General features: G+C 41.9%; 18 protein-coding genes and 1 other annotated feature. Of the genes, 14 read left to right on the top strand and 4 right to left on the bottom strand.

The genetic code is table 11. From position 1 onward, the window contains the following. Positions 1–28 precede the first annotated feature (28 nt). The 4 genes from UB51_RS17885 (at position 29) to UB51_RS17865 (ending at position 4251) form a co-directional block, all read left to right on the top strand. Complete coding sequence (locus UB51_RS17885) at positions 29–967, top strand: LCP family glycopolymer transferase (RefSeq protein ID WP_044878466.1); 939 nt, start codon at positions 29–31, stop codon at positions 965–967. Positions 968–1658: 691 nt separating this feature from the next. Further along, entirely contained in the window at positions 1659–2117 is a 459-nt protein-coding gene (locus tag UB51_RS17875) for a DUF1854 domain-containing protein (protein ID WP_044878464.1), read from the top strand. A gap of 444 nt (positions 2118–2561) precedes the next feature. Further along, positions 2562–3473: an ABC transporter ATP-binding protein gene (locus UB51_RS17870; protein ID WP_044878463.1), complete on the top strand. Its 912-nt coding sequence runs from the start codon at positions 2562–2564 to the stop codon at positions 3471–3473. Next, positions 3466–4251 carry an ABC transporter permease gene (locus UB51_RS17865; protein WP_082063183.1) on the top strand — a complete coding sequence of 262 codons (786 nt, stop codon included), beginning with the start codon at positions 3466–3468 and terminating at the stop codon, positions 4249–4251. Before UB51_RS17870 ends, UB51_RS17865 begins: the two co-directional genes overlap by 8 nt. A gap of 79 nt (positions 4252–4330) precedes the next feature. Here the strand turns inward: UB51_RS17865 and UB51_RS17860 are convergent, their stop codons facing one another. Then, positions 4331–4753: a bactofilin family protein gene (locus tag UB51_RS17860; protein ID WP_044878462.1), complete on the bottom strand. Its 423-nt coding sequence runs from the start codon at positions 4751–4753 to the stop codon at positions 4331–4333. Positions 4754–4781: 28 nt separating this feature from the next. Beyond that, positions 4782–5771 (bottom strand): M23 family metallopeptidase, encoded by a 990-nt coding sequence (locus tag UB51_RS17855; RefSeq protein ID WP_044878461.1) that lies wholly within the window; start codon positions 5769–5771, stop codon positions 4782–4784. Positions 5772–6008: 237 nt separating this feature from the next. Between UB51_RS17855 and cls the strand changes: the two genes are divergently transcribed. Further along, positions 6009–7439, top strand: a complete 1431-nt coding sequence (cls, locus tag UB51_RS17850; RefSeq protein WP_044878460.1) for a cardiolipin synthase — start codon at positions 6009–6011, stop codon at positions 7437–7439. Positions 7440–7900: 461 nt separating this feature from the next. Continuing rightward, complete coding sequence (locus tag UB51_RS17845; RefSeq protein WP_044878459.1) at positions 7901–8812, top strand: YitT family protein; 912 nt, start codon at positions 7901–7903, stop codon at positions 8810–8812. A 96-nt stretch (positions 8813–8908) separates the two neighbouring features. On the opposite strand, the gene ligD is transcribed toward UB51_RS17845, so the two are convergent. Both ligD and ku read right to left on the bottom strand, forming a co-directional pair. Next, positions 8909–9793, bottom strand: coding sequence for a non-homologous end-joining DNA ligase (gene ligD, locus UB51_RS17840; protein WP_044878458.1), 885 nt, complete (start codon positions 9791–9793; stop codon positions 8909–8911). Next, positions 9790–10713, bottom strand: a complete 924-nt coding sequence (gene ku, locus UB51_RS17835; RefSeq protein WP_044878457.1) for a non-homologous end joining protein Ku — start codon at positions 10711–10713, stop codon at positions 9790–9792. Before ku ends, ligD begins: the two co-directional genes overlap by 4 nt. A gap of 169 nt (positions 10714–10882) precedes the next feature. Here ku and UB51_RS17830 point away from each other — a divergent pair, with 169 nt between their 5' ends. From UB51_RS17830 to UB51_RS17795, 8 genes are all read left to right on the top strand, one after another. After that, entirely contained in the window at positions 10883–11098 is a 216-nt protein-coding gene (locus UB51_RS17830) for a hypothetical protein (RefSeq protein ID WP_044878456.1), read from the top strand. 5 nt (positions 11099–11103) lie between these two features. Beyond that, positions 11104–11289 (top strand): H-type small acid-soluble spore protein, encoded by a 186-nt coding sequence (locus UB51_RS17825; protein WP_044878455.1) that lies wholly within the window; start codon positions 11104–11106, stop codon positions 11287–11289. Positions 11290–11461: 172 nt separating this feature from the next. Further along, positions 11462–11953: a tRNA (adenosine(37)-N6)-threonylcarbamoyltransferase complex ATPase subunit type 1 TsaE gene (gene tsaE, locus UB51_RS17820; protein WP_044878454.1), complete on the top strand. Its 492-nt coding sequence runs from the start codon at positions 11462–11464 to the stop codon at positions 11951–11953. After that, positions 11953–12771 (top strand): tRNA (adenosine(37)-N6)-threonylcarbamoyltransferase complex dimerization subunit type 1 TsaB, encoded by an 819-nt coding sequence (tsaB, locus tag UB51_RS17815; RefSeq protein WP_044878453.1) that lies wholly within the window; start codon positions 11953–11955, stop codon positions 12769–12771. The genes tsaE and tsaB overlap by 1 nt, the downstream gene beginning before the upstream one ends. A gap of 14 nt (positions 12772–12785) precedes the next feature. Continuing rightward, positions 12786–13295, top strand: a complete 510-nt coding sequence (gene rimI, locus UB51_RS17810) for a ribosomal protein S18-alanine N-acetyltransferase (RefSeq protein ID WP_044880267.1) — start codon at positions 12786–12788, stop codon at positions 13293–13295. Positions 13296–13299: 4 nt separating this feature from the next. Next, complete coding sequence (tsaD, locus tag UB51_RS17805) at positions 13300–14352, top strand: tRNA (adenosine(37)-N6)-threonylcarbamoyltransferase complex transferase subunit TsaD (RefSeq protein WP_044878452.1); 1053 nt, start codon at positions 13300–13302, stop codon at positions 14350–14352. Between the two features lie 433 nt (positions 14353–14785). Beyond that, positions 14786–15067 (top strand) — a binding site (T-box leader). Positions 15068–15127: 60 nt separating this feature from the next. Next, positions 15128–16657: a 2-isopropylmalate synthase gene (locus tag UB51_RS17800; protein WP_044878451.1), complete on the top strand. Its 1530-nt coding sequence runs from the start codon at positions 15128–15130 to the stop codon at positions 16655–16657. 93 nt (positions 16658–16750) lie between these two features. Next, positions 16751–17248 (top strand): GNAT family N-acetyltransferase, encoded by a 498-nt coding sequence (locus UB51_RS17795; RefSeq protein ID WP_044878450.1) that lies wholly within the window; start codon positions 16751–16753, stop codon positions 17246–17248. Positions 17249–17310 lie beyond the last annotated feature (62 nt).

Below are 17310 nucleotides of genomic sequence, written 5' to 3'. Positions count from 1 at the left end.
AAAAAGAAGAATAAAGGGGTAACACCTAATGAAACGTTGGATTAAAATTACCTTGCTGGCTCTATCTTTATTTATATTCATTATAGTTGGCTACGGAATCTATCTGTACGAATCTGTGAAATCGACAGCTAATGCAATCTATGAACCCAGAGAACCAACTAAACCTGTAACGATAAGTACAGATCCCTTAGACCTCAAAGGTGGAGGGCCTGTGAGAATGGATGAACGAGAACCTTATACAGTGCTAGTCATGGGTGTAGATCAACGAAAGAATGATGTCGGTCGATCCGACACTATGATTGTATTGAGTGTGAACCCATCCAAAGAATCGATTCTTATGTTCAACATTCCAAGGGATACTCGAACTGAAATTATAGGGCATGGCACCACAGATAAAATCAATCACGCCTATGCCTTTGGTGGAATAAACATGGCCATTCAGACGGTAGAGAATTTCTTGAATGTTCCGATTAATTATTACATCAAGGTAAACATGGAGGGGCTTAGCCAAATTGTAGATTTGCTAGGCGGAGTAAAGGTTGAGAATCCCTTTTCTTTTCAGTATGAGGGTCATGATTTTGCGCAAGGCCAGTTGGATTTAAACGGCGCTGAGGCTCTTGCATATTCACGTATGCGGTATGATGACCCGCGAGGAGACTTCGGACGTAACGCGAGACAAAGAGAGATACTGAAGCAGACGATGAAGAATGCTCTACAGATGTCCAATATCGTTCACGTCCAATCTATGCTTGATGAGGTTGGAAATAATGTGAAAACAGATATTACCTTTGATGAAATGAAGAAATTTATAACGGATTATCGCTCCGATCTGAATAAGATTGAAACCTTGGAGTTAAATGGTCAAGGCAAGAGAATAAACGGGATTTATTATTACACCATAGGAGGTACAGAGAAGGAACGAGTCCATAATTTGATTGAAGATCACCTGCAGATGGCAATCAAGTAGAACAAGACGTCACAACCTTTCTGGATGAATTGATGATGACTATTGGTTTGCTAACTTATGGATGAAGCTACAATGATGATTGCGAAATGGATTCAGCGCCGTGGAAACATTGAATTACCTTGGTATGGAGTGAGTATGTATCCCTTTATCAAGAGGAGCACAAATATATTAGAAGATTAAAGATACAAAATGTATCTATTAGGGAGCGGTTGGAGGAGGCTCACTTCAAGTAGTCACGGATGACTGCGAGATAGAAGTGGGTCGCTTTACACTCCCATATATTGATGCTTTTCAGAGCGCTCTGCCTGAAATACAAAAGATGGCTTATATCAGAAGGTAATGAACCGATACCTGAACGAACTCCGCAGTTTGAACTTCACGTGTGCTCCAAATGAGGAAGAACCCTAAAACTTGGGCGCAAAAAGTGTCTTCGTTGTACCCGAAAATATCATTCGTTGCAACGGATATTGGGCTATTGCAAGCCGTACAAGAAAGCATTATTGGCTAACGCAAGCCTGCTCGTTGTTTCTGTGGCGATCGGTCTGATTCCCCCCCTATATTTCAAAACTACTTATCGACGAACTATCCTCACCGTCAGGAAACTTTCAAGTATTAGAAATCAAAGAAAACAAGCGCTTCAAGAATCTCAGAAACAAATGAATGAAGAGCCACAGGAGGTTGAAGAATACATATGATACAACTGTCGAGGAACTTTGAGGGGATACTTGAAGTTGAAGAAGAGGGGAAAAAATATAAAGGTGTGAAATTGATTCGAACGTTTCCATTAACTATGCCCAATCAATATATTTCGGTTCGATCAGAAGCCGACGAGGAAATAACAATGATTGCAGATCTTTCGTTGTTAGAAGATGAGAGCAGAAGGGAAGCAGAGCAGGAGCTACAGCGTTATTATATGATTCCTACCATTGAGAAGATAATCTCTTTAAAACGAACGGGAAGCGAGTGGTTATGGGTTGTAGATACCAGTTACGGTAGAACGACCTTTCGAATGAATGAAATGCACGAAAGTTTACATCCATTGAGCTTGGTTAGCTGGATTCTAAGTGATATTGAAGGACGTAGGTTTATCATTTCAGATATTCAAGTACTAGATGGAAACAGTTTAAAGCAGTGGAGAAAAATTAACTAGCGAATATCAAGTTCGACAGACAAGAATAATGTAAGAGAACCATACACCTTACACATAAGGAATCTCTTGACAATATAATAAATGTCAAGTACATTACTGTTAATGATACAAAATGTAACTATTTTTTTTATTAATCGATGCATTTTGTCGAAAACAGAACTGATTCCGTGAGGGGAAGGTTTTCCGTGTGGTTGAATATATTCAATTTTATTGTGTGTATTGTGAGACAATGGTTCGAAGTGAAACGAAAAGTATGATTTTCAAAACAGGCTTTTATCGACATAACTTACTGATGGGCTGCTGTGTAGATTGTATTAATAATCAACCCCATTTATATCAAGATTGTAAGATTGTGGAGAATCAACATGGATAATATGCTAAACTATGATGAGATCATGAAGATTTAACATCATGAAGTTTGTTATTCGTAGAGGGGTGAGTAGGATGCAGCAAGACCCAGTGGTTCGGCTGGAGGGGGTTTCAAAGAAGATTTCTTCCAAAACACTAGTGGATGATCTTTCTTTAGATATTCAACCTGGTCAAGTGTTTGGATTCCTAGGACCTAACGGCGCAGGGAAGACAACGACGATCCGGATGATGGTTGGTTTAATATCCATCACCAAGGGAGATATCGTAATATGCGGACATAGTATTATCAAGGAATATGAAAAAGCGATTATTCATGTAGGAGCGATTGTGGAAAATCCAGAAATGTATAAATTTCTGACAGGGTATCAGAATTTACGACATTTCGCTCGAATGATGTCAGGAATTACGGAAGAACGGATACAAGAGGTCACCAAACTTGTAGGATTAGACAATCGTATCCATGATAAGGTCAAAACTTATTCACTGGGAATGAGACAGAGATTAGGTGTAGCGCAAGCGATACTTCATCGCCCGAAACTTCTTATTTTGGACGAGCCTACGAATGGTCTTGATCCCCAAGGGATACGTGAATTACGTGATTATTTACGACAATTATGTAAGGTAGAAGGTACAACGGTGTTCGTATCGAGCCATCTACTCTCTGAGATGGAACTGATGTGCGATCGAGTAGCGATCATTCAGAATGGTCGCCTCATTGATGTTCGCCAACTGAAAACAGAGGATGGTATCGCTGTCTCGGCAACTGAAATAGCTTTTGATGTAAGTGACCCGCAACAAGCTGCTATCGTTCTTAGTGTAGGCCGAGTGGAGAATAATTTATTGGTTATGCGAGCGTCACGTGAGGAAGTGGCAGATATTAATGCGCGTTTGGTTCAAGCGGGAATTAAGGTATATGGTATCCGTGAGGTAACACGCTCCCTAGAAGATCAATTTTTGGAAATGACGGGAGCTGATCAGATTGGGTAGTTTTTTTAATCTTGTGTTAAATGAGAATATGAAAATTTATCGTCGTATTCGTACATGGATTATGATAGCGATATTAGTTGTTATTTCATTTCTGTTGCCGTTTTTATTCTCTCTCTCATCGGGATCTGAACAACCGAATGTCTGGGAAATTACAACCATAGTGATGACGGTTTCTTTTTTTCTTAACATGATATTTGTCGTGGTTATTGCAGCTGATTCAGTAGCAGGTGAATTTTCTTGGGGGACGATTAAACTATTGTTAATTAGACCTTGGAAACGTTCCAAGATTTTATTATCAAAGTATATTTCTGTAGTGATATTTAGCTTATTTACTACGACTCTACTTTTCGTTGCTACTTTTCTTTCGTCTAACATTTGGTTCTCCTTTGATGGTGGTAGCACTGGAATGACCTCAGGAGCATGGAATGATATGAATTACACATTGATGTTACTACTACTTAAATATGTTGAACTCATCTTGGTCGCTACGATCGCCTTCATGGTATCTAGTGTATTTCGTTCTAGTGGACTGGCTATTGGGTTATCTTTGTTCATCATGTTCACAAAAGATATCTTTACTGCATTATTTAATCCAGAGAGATATGAATGGATGAAATATCTGATATTCACGCATATGGATTTGAGTGGATATTTGAATAGTACTGTAGGTCCTGCGGGAAGTACACTTGTCTTCTCGGTATCCGTGCTAGCAGCATATTATATTTTTTTCTTGTTGTTGTCATGGTTTGTCTTTAAGAAGCGGGATGTTTCATCGTAAGTATAAGTAACACTTAGAGCCCCGTTGATGTAGAGTATAACTCTATATCAACGGGGCTCTTTGGAACTATCATATGTCGTTAACTAACTTCTGGCTGTAAAAAGTGTGAACTAGCATCCTTCGAAGAGGTAGCAACGGAAGGAACAGGTTCGGGTTGATTCATTGTACTCGTACCGCTTAAGGCGCCACCTTCCATAATAATAAGGGCAGAGGCAGTTACATCTCCAAACATTTCACCTGTTGCCGTAATAGTCAGCTTACCAGAGGTTGCTATATCGCCGTATACTTTACCCGCAATGATGACCTCTCTTGCATTAATATTAGAACGAGCTATCGCATATTCCCCCACGGTCACATGTCCTTGGGATGCAATTTCTCCATTGAAATTCCCTTCAATTCTAAGATTGGCTTCACAATTTATGGTGCCTGTTAGTTCAGATCCTAATCCAATAAGGGTATCTGTCGCCGTTAGTTGATTTCGTGATTTTCTCGATCTTGCCATAAGAGATAACCTCCATTCATTCATTGATTTAGTCTATATAGGGAAGTGGGTTTATAACTTTATCGTGCTTCATGACTTGAAAGTGTAAATGAGATCCTGTACTACGGCCTGTACTACCCATCTCTCCGATGACGTCTCCCTTAGATACCTGATCCCCGGGAGATACATTCATATTACTCATATGCATATACGATGTTTGTAGACCCTCAGGATGCTGAATGACGATATAGAGCCCCCGGGCACCACTTTGTTCGGCACTCAACACTTGGCCTGCACCAGCGGCATAGATTGGATCGCCCGTTTGTCCAACTATATCAATACCTGCATGAAAAGCAGCTTTACCCGTAAAAGGATCGGATCGGTAACCAAAGCTAGAGGTCAGTACTTTAGATACCGTTGGCCAAGCATTGGGTGTGCCTGAGATGATCTTCTGTGTTTCTTGGGCCTTTTCAAGCGTATCAGGAATATGATGTTCCATCGTGTCTAGTAGTTTCCTCATTTGCTCGAAATCATCCTTTGTTTCCTGAGAAAGATCTAGAATCTCGCTATGATGTATAGCGATGTATTCTCCTCCTACGTGTTTGGAAGCATCTAAAGAGAGTGGGACTGTACGGGTTTCTGTAGATTGAGGAAGCATACTAATATCGTGTTTCTTAATGAATTTCTGTAACTCTTTTTCTAGCTCACTTACGCGCGTCATCTTGCTCTTCATGTCATCTGCTTCAGAAGATAGATTTACAATTTCATTCTTCAGCCGAAGGATAGCTTCCTCTCGATTGTTTACCGTTAACTCCATTTGCATATTAGCAATGGTCTGTGATGTTATTTCTTTTTCCATCTTCGTAATGACCTGCGAGGAATGAACCTGCATGGATACAATTAGACCAGATAAGCATAGAATGGCAACCGTGGGAACAGCTATAAGTAGGGGCTTTGAAATCTGTATTTGCTTAACAGCATGCTGAGCATCACGCAGAACGAGCAGGGTCAAGTGTTGTTTTGATTTCGCACTTTTCATGGCAACTCCTTTCTGTTGCTCGATTTAGTTGGACCGTGAAGAAATTACGAAAGCTTGTTTATACTCTATTTATTCTGAATCTACTCGGAATATGTCAAAAGTTTCTAAAAAATAGAGTTACAGTTTGTCTTCTACGGGGTTTGTATTGAATAAAGCTTGCACGTTATGGTCAATGCTAATATATACATATTTTTGGAAGACGTATCTTTTTAAGCGTCACTTAAGGAGGACAGCTGCATGATGTGGCTCCTGATCGTACTATTGATATTTATTTTTCAAATGATAACCATTCTAATCCTTGAATTTCGGGACCCATCAAAAGCAGTTGCTTGGATGTTTATTGGAATTTTTATTCCTTTTTTCGGTTTTGTAGCTTATTATTTCGTAGCTCAAGAGTTTAAGAAGCGTACGAAAATACGTTCACAGGGATCCCGCTTATTTCAGGAAATTCGTGGACACTTGTGGAATGAAGCGGTCATTGTAGAGAAAGCAGACGAAATGAGTAATGATGAGTTTCTCCATGAGGAACGATTGTTTAATCTCTTAACTCATTTATCTGAGAACCCCATAACAGGCTGCAACAAAAGTGGTGTACTTACAGATGGCAAGGCAGCCTATCAAGCTATGTTTGAGGCGATGGAGACGGCAGTAGACCATATCCATGTAGAATTCTATATATTTAGGCAAGATGTTATCGGTACGAAATTTCAGGATATCATGATTCGTAAAGCACGGGAAGGTGTGAAGGTTCGTGTGGTATGTGATGGTGTTGGTAGCTATGAACTTAAACGTGCCTTCCTACAGCGCTTCAAGGATGCGGGGGTAGAGTTTCACTTCTTCCTTCCGCCATTCATTGCAACGTTAGATCGTCGTATTAATTACCGCAACCACCGCAAAATATTACTCGTAGATGGAAAAAAGGGTTTTGTGGGGGGGCTTAACGTAGGAGATGATTACCTAGGGCTCTACCCCAAGGTAGGTTATTGGCGGGATACACATCTTGAGATTGAAGGGGATGCTGTTTATTTTCTGCAAAATGTGTTTCTTAATGACTGGAAATTAGCATCAGGAGAACGAATCGTGGATATGTCTTTATTTCCTGCACATGAATGTGTAGGAAAGGAGCAAATACAAATATTAAGCAGTGGGCCAGATCAAACATGGAACGCTGTACAGGAGATGTGCTTCGGAGCTATAACGATAGCCAAAGAAAGGATTTGGATTACGACACCTTATTTCATACCCGATTCAAGTATTTATGAAGGACTAAAAACAGCGGCAGTGAGTGGGGTGGATGTGCGAATTATTATTCCTTATCAATCGGATTCAAGATTGGTACATCTGGCATCGTTATCCTATGTTGAAGAGTTATTGTTAGCCGGTGTGCGCTTCTTTCAATATCGTAAAGGATTCGTTCATGCCAAAATTATTATAGTGGACCATTTACTTGCCTCTGTAGGAACGGCGAACATGGACATGCGTAGCTTCTTCTGTAACTTCGAGTTGACAGCTGTGTTGTTTGAACAAGAGCCCATTGCCCATCTAGTACACGATTTTGAAGAAGATCTGAAGGTTTGCTCTGAAATGCAGTTAGACACCTTTCGGCACAGAACACGTCTACAAAAGGCAGAAGAAATACTATGTCGTATGTTATCTCCTCTACTTTAAAGTGGGGGGGGGATATGCTGAATATCCTGTTGTACGTGAAATAATATCACTAATCCCCATCAACCCTCATCAACCCTCATCAACCCCATAGTACATGAATATACCTCCACTAATTTCTATCTAACCTGCAACTGTAAATAATAAGATTATAGTTATTTACCTGCTTTCGTTTTGTTCATAATATTTCTATGATATAATATATATCATGTAATATTCATAATATAAGGGTGTAAGCCATAAGGTACAGCCAAAGGTTAAGGATGTTGATGAATTAGATCAAATGCTGTAAGGGGATTTACAAGGATATGACTTGGACTACAATATTTTGACTTACTATATAGACTGTTCATTCTAAAAATTATATTTCCTTCACTTATTCCTAGGCAGTGAGTCCGTACCCAATGCTTACATATGAATATTTCGACCGAAATACAAATTAACAAGAACTATGGGGGGATTATATGGTAGCAAATTCAAATGTATTTGTAGAAGAAAGGCCTCAGGAGCCTAAATTACCACAGAAAACTCAGTCTAAGCTCAAGCTATTAGTCCGAATTTTCACCATGATTATTGGAGCGACTCTGGTTGCTGTAGCGCTTGAAATTTTCCTGGTACCCAATAATATTATTGATGGCGGTATTACGGGCATATCGATCATGTTTTCCCATCTTTTCGGTATCCCCATTGGTGTCTTCTTATTGTTATTAAACTTACCATTTCTATTTCTTGGTTATAAGCAAATTGGTAAAACATTTGCCTTATCTACGCTTTTCTCAGTCGTAGTCATGTCAATAGGTACTACTTTATTGCACCCTGTTGAACCACTGACGATAGACCCTTTACTTGGAGCTGTATTCGGAGGCGTGATCTTGGGCGTTGGTGTAGGTCTTGCCATTCGTGCTGGAGGTTCTACAGATGGAACGGAGATTGTAGCGATCCTATTCAGTAAGAAATCTGCCTTCTCTGTTGGGGAAGTCGTTATGTTTATAAATGTCTTTATTCTAGGTAGTGCCGGCTTCGTCTTCGGATGGGACCATGCAATGTATTCTCTCATCGCTTACTATATTGCTTTTAAATTGATAGATATTACCAATGAAGGTGTGGATCAGTCCAAGTCAGTCTGGATTATCAGTGATAAGCATCGAGAAATAGGAGATGCTTTGACACATCGTCTAGGACGCGGAGTTACTTATTTAGAGGGCGAAGGATCTTATTCGGGTGAGAATAAGAAAGTAATCTTTGTCGTTATAACGCGCCTAGAAGAAGCTAAACTGAAGTCTATTGTCGAGGATTGGGATTCACAAGCCTTTGTCGCTATTGGTAATATCCATGATGTTAAAGGCGGACGCTTTAAGAAAAAAGCGATTCATTAGCAGACTATATGAAAGAACCGAAAGAGGAATTAAACTATACCCTATAGGGTACAGTTTAAATACCTCTTCGGTTCTTTTTTGCTATAGAGTGCGTGCCTATACTAACTGTTTAATAATCTGCCTAACCGGTTGGGGGGGGAGGGCTGCGATCAGATCACCTTTGACTTGAAGTCTTTGCTCGATATTAAGAAGATGGAAGTCGCTAGGACGGACGTCTTGCCTCACTTCATCCCACGTTAGAGGGGTAGATACGGTAGCTAGTGTACGGGCCCTTGGTGTATAAGGAGCGGCTAATGTTTTTCCTCCATAATGCTGCAAGTAATCGAAATAGATATTGTCACCGCGGTGTTTCTTTAGTCTTTCTAAAGTGAACAAATGAGGATGTTTTGCGGTGACATATTGACCTACAAAATGACCTATGCTTCTCAGTTCCTCGAACGTAATCCCTTGCTCGATGGGTACAATGATCTGGACTCCCGTAGCTCCAGACGTTTTGGGTACAGATTGTAGTCCAAGGGAGGACAGAATATCCCCTACAATATTGGCGGCTTCCATAATGCGCGGCTCCTCTTCCATTGATGGATCTAGATCAATCATCCACTCACAGGGCAGATCACTTCCAGCATAATGAAGGGAAGGGTGAAATTCTAACGAAGCTAAATTTCCGAGCCACAACAGTTCAGGGAGTCCATTGAGCAGAATATAGTTAATATCTTCATGCGAAGACGTAGATACATAAGGTGGCAGCGGTTCAGGTGCATTTTTCTGATAAAAAAAAGTGCCGCCAACGCCATGTGGGTAACGAATGGTAGTAAGAAGTCGGTCACGGCAGTAGGTGAGTAAATAGGGAGCGAGGAAAGCTAACTTTTGTAAGTAGATGGCCTTCGTAATACCTACTTCGGGCCAAAGCAACTTGTCCGGATTGGTAATTAGTAAGGAATGACCATTAATCTGTATGCTCCCATTTAAGTTCCTCTTCAAGAGACTGTTGATTTAGAAGTTGATTTTGTTGAACGTCGTTTTGGCTTAGGAATCTCTGTTCCGTCTGAGGTGCTTTCAGAGCTTGTTTTCGCAGATTTAGCTGTAGTACCCCTGGCTCGTTTGCTCTTAGGTTTACCTGGATCACTAACGATAGGTTTCACTGCTTCGATACTTGCTTGTAATGCAGCCATAAGATCCATGACATTATTTTCTTGGCGTACTGGGGCAATCTTCACTTCTTGACCGGCTACTTTACTTTGAATGAGTTGGAGCAGTGCCTCACGGTAGTCATCTGTATATTTATCTGGGTCAAAGGGAGTAGAAAGTTGTTCAATGAGCATTTTGGCCATGGTAAGTTCATTATCTTTAATTTCTGCGTTTTCAGGTAAGTTAGGGACTTGTGACACAGGCCGTATTTCATCAGGATAGAAAATAGTCTCTATCGCTAGACACTCATCTAATACTCGGATGGCCGCTAAGCTACTTTTGGACCGTATGGATATTTTGGCGATTCCAATTTTACCAGATTGTCGCATGGCTTCAAGCAGAAGCATGTAGGCATTAGATCCAGCCTGATCTGGGGAAAGGTAATAGGTTTTTTGGAAATAGATGGGGTCAATCTCCGTTAGATCAACGAAATCCATAATCGTTATATTCTTGTTCCCCTGTTCAGATAGTTGCTCCATCTCTTCTTTCTCAAATAGAACGAATTTCCCTTTCTCATATTCATAGCCTTTGGATATTTCTTCCCATGGCGTTTCTTTATCACATACTGGACATTTACGAATATACGAGAGGGGGCTACCGCAAATGGTATGAACATACCTCATCGAAATATCTTTGTCTTCTGTTGCAGAGAACATTTTTACAGGGACATGAACCAGCCCGAAACTGATCGCGCCTTTCCACACAGTATGCATAGGACTTGTCGTCTCCTTTGCTTTTTTTAACGATTAGTATAACCAACTCTTATTCATTTCATGTTTAGGAGCTGTCTGAATCGGTGAATGAATGACTTCCCTGTGGGGAATATTAAGGAGAGCCGATGCTAGGATTATGGGTACTTAACATGCTGGGAGGCCATCTTCGATGAAGGAAGAAGAACTAGAACAAATGGACGGAACCATAATTAATTGGGAGAGCGTCACCGCTATTCCAAGTATGGATTCTGAGCGACCTGAAGAGTCTCATGAATTGGATATTGATCGTATGGTAAACGAAGGCTTAGGTGGAGGGAATGTCACCATAGATAATGGCCTTATTGGTGAGAGTACAGAATTCCAAGATGATGATAAGAAGGAGTAAATGCTATGGATTTACAAAGAGCCCTGGATATTTATCGCGATAAGGATAATATTGCTGTTCAATTGGACGGAGAACCTGTATGGATTGAGCATATAGATGAAGTATATGGTATGGCTACAGTTCAGGTGGGGTCTCGTCCAACGAATACGCATACGGTAAGTGTTGATCGGCTTCATGAAAAGAAAAAGTAGGATCAGAGAAAATAGCGTGATGTCAGGGTAATAAGCCATTTACAGCAGTATAGAGGTCTTAACTTCTGGGAAGAGGTTGAGGCCTCTTGTTGCGGCTCCTACCATAGACCGATATAATAAAGGTCAAAGTTAAGTAAGGGAACTGGAATTGGAATTAAAGGTGGTTTGTAGGGTGGAAAAAGATCATAATGGGGAGCAGTATGTATACATATCCCATCATTTGGAGGATACAGACAAATTAGCAGCATGGCTTGCTGAAGCCTCACTTCCGGGGACGGTCATTGGTCTTGATGGTGATTTAGGTGCGGGCAAGACCGCTTTCTCACAACGCTTTGCCACACATTTAGGTGTGAAGGGGATTGTGAATAGTCCTACTTTTACGATTATTAAAGAATATGTAGGTAGGTTGCCTTTATATCATATGGACGTCTATCGCCTATCTATAGATGAGGCGGGAGAGTTAGGTTTGGACGAATATTTCTACGGCGAGGGTGTATGTCTCGTGGAATGGTCTCAGATGATTAATGAACTATTACCCGAGTCCCATCTGCATCTATATTTAGAGACTACAGGCCTTGAAGAACGTAAAATTACGGTGCGTGGTTTCGGGGAGCCTTACGAAGAGCTATGCCGTAATCTGAATAAGAATGGGGTCTTTAAGTGATGAGTATACAACAAGAATCAGAATCACAAGCGCGTTTCCTTGCTCTAGATACCTCCACGACATCTTTGGCTGTGTCGGTTATAGAGAACGATAAGGTGCTGCACGAGATTAACGCATACGGTGTACGCAATCATTCGGTTCGAATCCTCTCGATTATTGAGGAAGCGTTGAAAGTATCCAATACCACGAATATACAGGTAGAAGGAATTGCTGTGGGTATCGGACCCGGTTCATATACCGGTACTCGTATTGCAGTTACAGCTGCCAAAACATTAGCATGGGCTTGGGAGGTTCCTGTTGTAGGAATTTCTAGCTTACATGCATTAGCTTATGGGGGTTATACCCTTGGAGTGAATAAATTAGCAGAAAATACGGAACAGGATCATAAGGAGCGCACTAGCTGGATCATTCCGTTGTTGGATGCGCGTCGAGGTCAGGTGTTTACTGCGCTCTTTAGTATGGATCACGAGGCACATATCCCGAATCGTCTAGAACAAGATGGCATTCGTTTAATGGAGACTTGGGTTGAACAGTTAATCAGTCTTATTGAAACACTAGAGGTTGAAGATAGACCTGACTCTGTGTGGGTTGTGGGAGATGTCAGTCTGCATGCAGAAGCAGCGACGAAGCTGTCTTCATTGCTGGGTGAGCATCTTCACATTGTCCCGTACGATTTGGAAGGACGTTTTGTGGGGATATTGGGAGCGGACAGATTATTAAAGGGAGACATGGATGATATGCATGCGCTGGTGCCGAACTATACCCAGCTTGCTGAAGCGGAAGCTAATCTCTTACGAGCCCTTAAGGAAGGGAGATAGTTCAAGTTATGGTCATGGAACAGGAGCATCAACAAGAGCATGATTCATTCACTTTTCGACCGATGAAACTGGTGGATATCCCTAGCATTATGATTATTGAACGAGAGGCATTTACATTACCATGGACAGAAGATGCTTTCCGCAATGAGCTGACAAACAATCTTTTTGCCAAATATGTAGTGCTAGAAAACAATGGAAATCCTATCGGTTATGCAGGAATGTGGACAATTGTGGATGAGGCCCATGTGACCAACATTGCTCTCTTGGAAGCATATCGTGGTCGTAAACTTGGAGGTCTTTTGCTGGAAGAGCTGATGAATACAGCTTCACAGATCGGCATGTTACGGATCACATTAGAAGTGCGTGTATCTAACATGATTGCTCAAAAATTGTACGAGAGAAAAGGATTTACATCCGTAGGAATTCGAAAAGGCTATTATTCAGATAATCATGAAGATGCTGTGATTATGTGGGCAGATTTGGCTCCATACCGAGAGCATGCTAGTCAGGAAGGAAGCGCATAGATTCATGAGTGAACATAATAATGAATACAAACCTTGTTATATACTAGCTATCGAAACGAGCTGCGATGAAACAGCTGTTTCTGTTGTTAAAGACGGTCATGAAGTGATGTCCAATCTGATTTCGAGTCAAATTGAGACACACAAAGCTTTTGGCGGTGTTGTGCCCGAAGTAGCCTCTCGTAAGCATGTGGAAAGTATCACACTTATGTTGGATGAGGCTGTGGCAGCATCAGGAATTAAGAAGAGTGAGTTATCCGCCATTGCGGTGACCCAAGGACCTGGGCTTGTAGGTGCACTTCTGGTAGGCGTGGTAGCAGCGAAGAGTCTTGCCGTTGCCTTATCTAAGCCATTGATTGGTACACATCACATCGCAGGACACATCTATGCGAACCGATTGGTTCAGGAAATTCAGTACCCATGTATGGTACTGGTTGTTTCAGGCGGACATACAGAACTTGTGTATATGGAGAAGGAAGGTCAATTCGACGTCATTGGGCGTACTCGTGATGATGCTGTTGGTGAAGCATATGACAAAGTAGCGCGATCGATTGGGTTCCCGTACCCAGGTGGGCCACATGTGGACCGGACAGCGATGGAGGCAGAAGAGTCAATCCCATTACCACGAGCATGGCTTGAACCTGATTCCTATGACTTCAGCTTCAGTGGGTTGAAATCGGCTGTTCTAAACGTCATTAATCAGCGGAAAATGCGTGGGGACCCTCCCATTTACGAAGCCATTGCACGTGGATTTCAAGAGTCTGTAGTAGAGGTACTTGTTACGAAAGCTATACGAGCTGTCAAATCCTATGATGTTAAACAGCTTTTACTTTGTGGAGGAGTCGCTGCCAATCGTGGGCTTCGTACCGAACTGAGTCGCCGCTGTGTAGAGGAAGGCATCAATCTTGCTATACCGCCCATTGAGTATTGTACGGATAATGCGGCTATGATTGGTGCTGCTGCTTATCTGAAATGGTGTGAAGGACAATTTACATCGCTTGATATGTTGGCAGACCCTCAGCTTTCTTTAGAAGATTGGGCTGCCAATAAAATGGTATAATTATATTTGGGCTTGACAATGATTAGCGATGCTCGGTATAATCAATAAAATTCCAGATTGTTGCAAACGCGATGAACAAGATTAGTATGGTAATCCGGGAATCACAGAGAGCTGCGGGGTGGTGCAACGCAGTCGAAGGAACCTGAACTCACTTGGGAGCGGAACGGTGGAACACGGCGCATGAAATCTCTGCGCAGGCTCGGTAAGTGCACGCCGGGAAGTATACCGTTACGATGACCTCCGTGAGAGGGTAAGCTTATCAGTGTGTTCTTATCTTGGATAAGAATGGCTGCATAGCGTTTGAGGGGCTTTTCCGTTAATATCCCATCTTTAGGGGAGAAGGAAGAGCAACAAGAGTGGTACCGCGAAGGTCAACAGCCTGTCGTCTCTTGATTTAGAGAGATGACGGGCTTTTTTGTATATTTTTATAACATAAAACGCAATGAACGGGAGTAGTAAAGGGCCAATGTCTACAGAGAGCTACGGGACGGTGTGACGTAGCGGCAGAATCCTTCGAATCTCGCCCGGGAGCGCAAGCGGTGGAAGTATAAGTACACCAGCTTCGGCTTACCCCCGATATAGGGACTTCTTGACAGATACGGCTCTGGATAGCGTACTTTGAAGAGGATAAGTGGGGTGTCTAGACTGTAATTCTAAGTCGTAATGGCATCAACAAGAGTGGTACCGCGGAAGGTGAAAGCCTGTCGTCTCTTATATAGAGATGGCTGGCTTTTTTGTGTTATCAGAAAGTATAAATTTGAGGAGGTTTTATGAAATGACAACAATACCGAATATCACGATTTTTGACACAACGCTAAGAGATGGTGAACAGGCACCTGGGGCAAGCTTACAGCCAGAACAAAAGATACAGTTAGCAGCTAAACTTGTAGAATTAGGTGTTGATGTTATCGAGCCAGGTTTTCCCATCTCAAGTCCAGGTGAATTTGCTGCGGTAGAAGCCATTTCGCGGAAGTTTCAGCAGGTGGAGATATGTGGTTTTGCACGTGCAGTACAAGGTGATATTGATGCTGCCGTTCGAGCTACACGCGATGCCGAGCGAAGAAGAATACATTTGTTTCTCTCTTCCTCGGATATTCACCTACAGCATCAAATGCGAATAAGCCGGAAAGAAGCTGTCGCAAAGGCAAGGCAGATGACCGCCTATGCGAAGCAGTATTGTGACCGTGTTGAATTCACAGCGATGGATGCGGCTCGGACGGGAATTGATGATCTGATTGAAATGGTTGAAGCAGCGATTGAGGAAGGAGCAACCATTATTAATTTGCCCGATACGGTAGGATATGCTCTTCCTGGGGAATATGGAGATATGTTCCGCAGAGTAAGAGAAGGGGTAAGGGGCGGCAACAATGTTCAATATAGCGCTCACTGCCATAACGATCTAGGGCTCGCAGTTGCGAATAGTTTGGCAGCCATTCAGAACGGTGCAACTCAGATTGAAGTGACGGTGAATGGGATTGGAGAGCGGACAGGGAACTGCGCACTTGAAGAATTGGTTATGGCTTTAACGATTCGACAAGAATCGATAGGATTTTCTACTGGAATTGTGAAGGAGAAGTTATATGAAGTATCTCGATTAGTTAGTGGTGCAATGCACTTTCCAATGGCCTACAATAAGCCGATTGTGGGACGTAATGCCTTCCAGCATGAATCGGGTATTCATCAGGATGGACTGCTGAAAGATCGTAGCACCTATGAGATTATGAATCCAGAGTCATTAGGTATTCCACGGAATATGATTATTCTCGGTAAACATTCTGGCCGTCATGCCTTGAAGGATCGAATTGCACGCTATGGTTTACAGATTCAGGATGAGGAATTAGAGGTACTGTATAATGAGTTTAAAGAAACAGCAGATCGGCTTAAGGTCGTTAGTGATGATCTTCTATTGCAAATGGTGAGCCGTACAATAGGCATCACAGCACAGAACTATGAGCTAGGAGAGGTACAGGTGTTGGCAGGAAGTGCCCAGAACCGTGTGGCAGCTATTACATTGCGACATCTTCATGAGAATAGAGAATCTTCTCATACAAGTACAGGCGACGGTCCACTGGAAGCGGTCATCGCGGCCATTAGTCAAGGCATTGACGCTGAAATAATCTTCGGGGATCTAGAACTGCACTCTCTCAGCGCAGGAGAAGAGGCTCATGCGGAAGCTGCTGTAACGGTGGAGTGGCAAGGTACAATTTATCGAGGTACAGCCGTGCATCAAGACATCATCATGGCAGCAGGTCTCGCCTATGTCGCCGCTTGCAATAGTGCGCTTTCTATATTCTCTAAATCCTAGAGGAAGCTTATGCTTGCATAGCGGAGTGCCTGCAAAAAAAATTAGTGTAGATATCAAATGAATACCATAATGTTGGAGAAGGGGGACTATTTGATGAGTAATAGCATAAATCTAAATCTTAAAGTATCTCAAGCTACGATTAATGTTTTAAATGAATTGAGTTTCATATTTGATTTATATCGTGTTTTTTATAAGCAATTCTCTAATCGGGAAGAAGCAAGACGATTTTTATTGGATCGATTTGAACATGCGGAGTCTGTCATTTACGTCGCTAGAGCGTCTTCCGCTAATCAGGTTGTTGGTTTTGCTCAACTGTACCCAACGTTTTCATCTATCTCGATGCAGAGATCTTGGATTCTAAATGACCTTTATGTTATTGAGGAATATCGCAAAAAGGGAGTTGCCAAGGAGTTATTATATCATGTAAAGGATTTTGCAATCGAGACGAGAGCAAAGGGAATTGCTTTATCAACGGGCTTAGACAACAATAAAGCACAATCTCTATATGAACTACTTGGATACGTCAAGGATGCTGAATTTCAGCAGTATTTCCTAACACTACCTAGCCATAGCGATATACCTACAACATAGAAAAATTATGGATATAGGGTATGGTTAACGATTAAGGCACATGATGTCCCAATGTAGTATGC

It is taken from the genome of Paenibacillus sp. IHBB 10380 (assembly GCF_000949425.1).
Lineage (GTDB): Bacteria > Bacillota > Bacilli > Paenibacillales > Paenibacillaceae > Paenibacillus_AQ.
Note: the sequence above shows the minus strand (reverse complement) of the source record. Positions and strands in the feature narration are given on the sequence as shown.

Coding starts and splice junctions, on each gene's coding strand:
- UB51_RS17795 (WP_044878450.1), top strand. CDS start 16,751: ATGAGTAATAGCATAAATCTAAATCTTAAAGTATCTCAAGCTACGATT.
- UB51_RS17830 (WP_044878456.1), top strand. CDS start 10,883: ATGAAGGAAGAAGAACTAGAACAAATGGACGGAACCATAATTAATTGG.
- UB51_RS17860 (WP_044878462.1), bottom strand. CDS start 4,753: ATGGCAAGATCGAGAAAATCACGAAATCAACTAACGGCGACAGATACC.
- tsaD (WP_044878452.1), top strand. CDS start 13,300: ATGAGTGAACATAATAATGAATACAAACCTTGTTATATACTAGCTATC.
- UB51_RS17845 (WP_044878459.1), top strand. CDS start 7,901: ATGGTAGCAAATTCAAATGTATTTGTAGAAGAAAGGCCTCAGGAGCCT.
- UB51_RS17870 (WP_044878463.1), top strand. CDS start 2,562: ATGCAGCAAGACCCAGTGGTTCGGCTGGAGGGGGTTTCAAAGAAGATT.
- UB51_RS17800 (WP_044878451.1), top strand. CDS start 15,128: ATGACAACAATACCGAATATCACGATTTTTGACACAACGCTAAGAGAT.
- rimI (WP_044880267.1), top strand. CDS start 12,786: ATGGAACAGGAGCATCAACAAGAGCATGATTCATTCACTTTTCGACCG.
- tsaB (WP_044878453.1), top strand. CDS start 11,953: ATGAGTATACAACAAGAATCAGAATCACAAGCGCGTTTCCTTGCTCTA.
- ku (WP_044878457.1), bottom strand. CDS start 10,713: ATGCATACTGTGTGGAAAGGCGCGATCAGTTTCGGGCTGGTTCATGTC.
- UB51_RS17855 (WP_044878461.1), bottom strand. CDS start 5,771: ATGAAAAGTGCGAAATCAAAACAACACTTGACCCTGCTCGTTCTGCGT.
- UB51_RS17885 (WP_044878466.1), top strand. CDS start 29: ATGAAACGTTGGATTAAAATTACCTTGCTGGCTCTATCTTTATTTATA.
- UB51_RS17825 (WP_044878455.1), top strand. CDS start 11,104: ATGGATTTACAAAGAGCCCTGGATATTTATCGCGATAAGGATAATATT.
- cls (WP_044878460.1), top strand. CDS start 6,009: ATGATGTGGCTCCTGATCGTACTATTGATATTTATTTTTCAAATGATA.
- UB51_RS17875 (WP_044878464.1), top strand. CDS start 1,659: ATGATACAACTGTCGAGGAACTTTGAGGGGATACTTGAAGTTGAAGAA.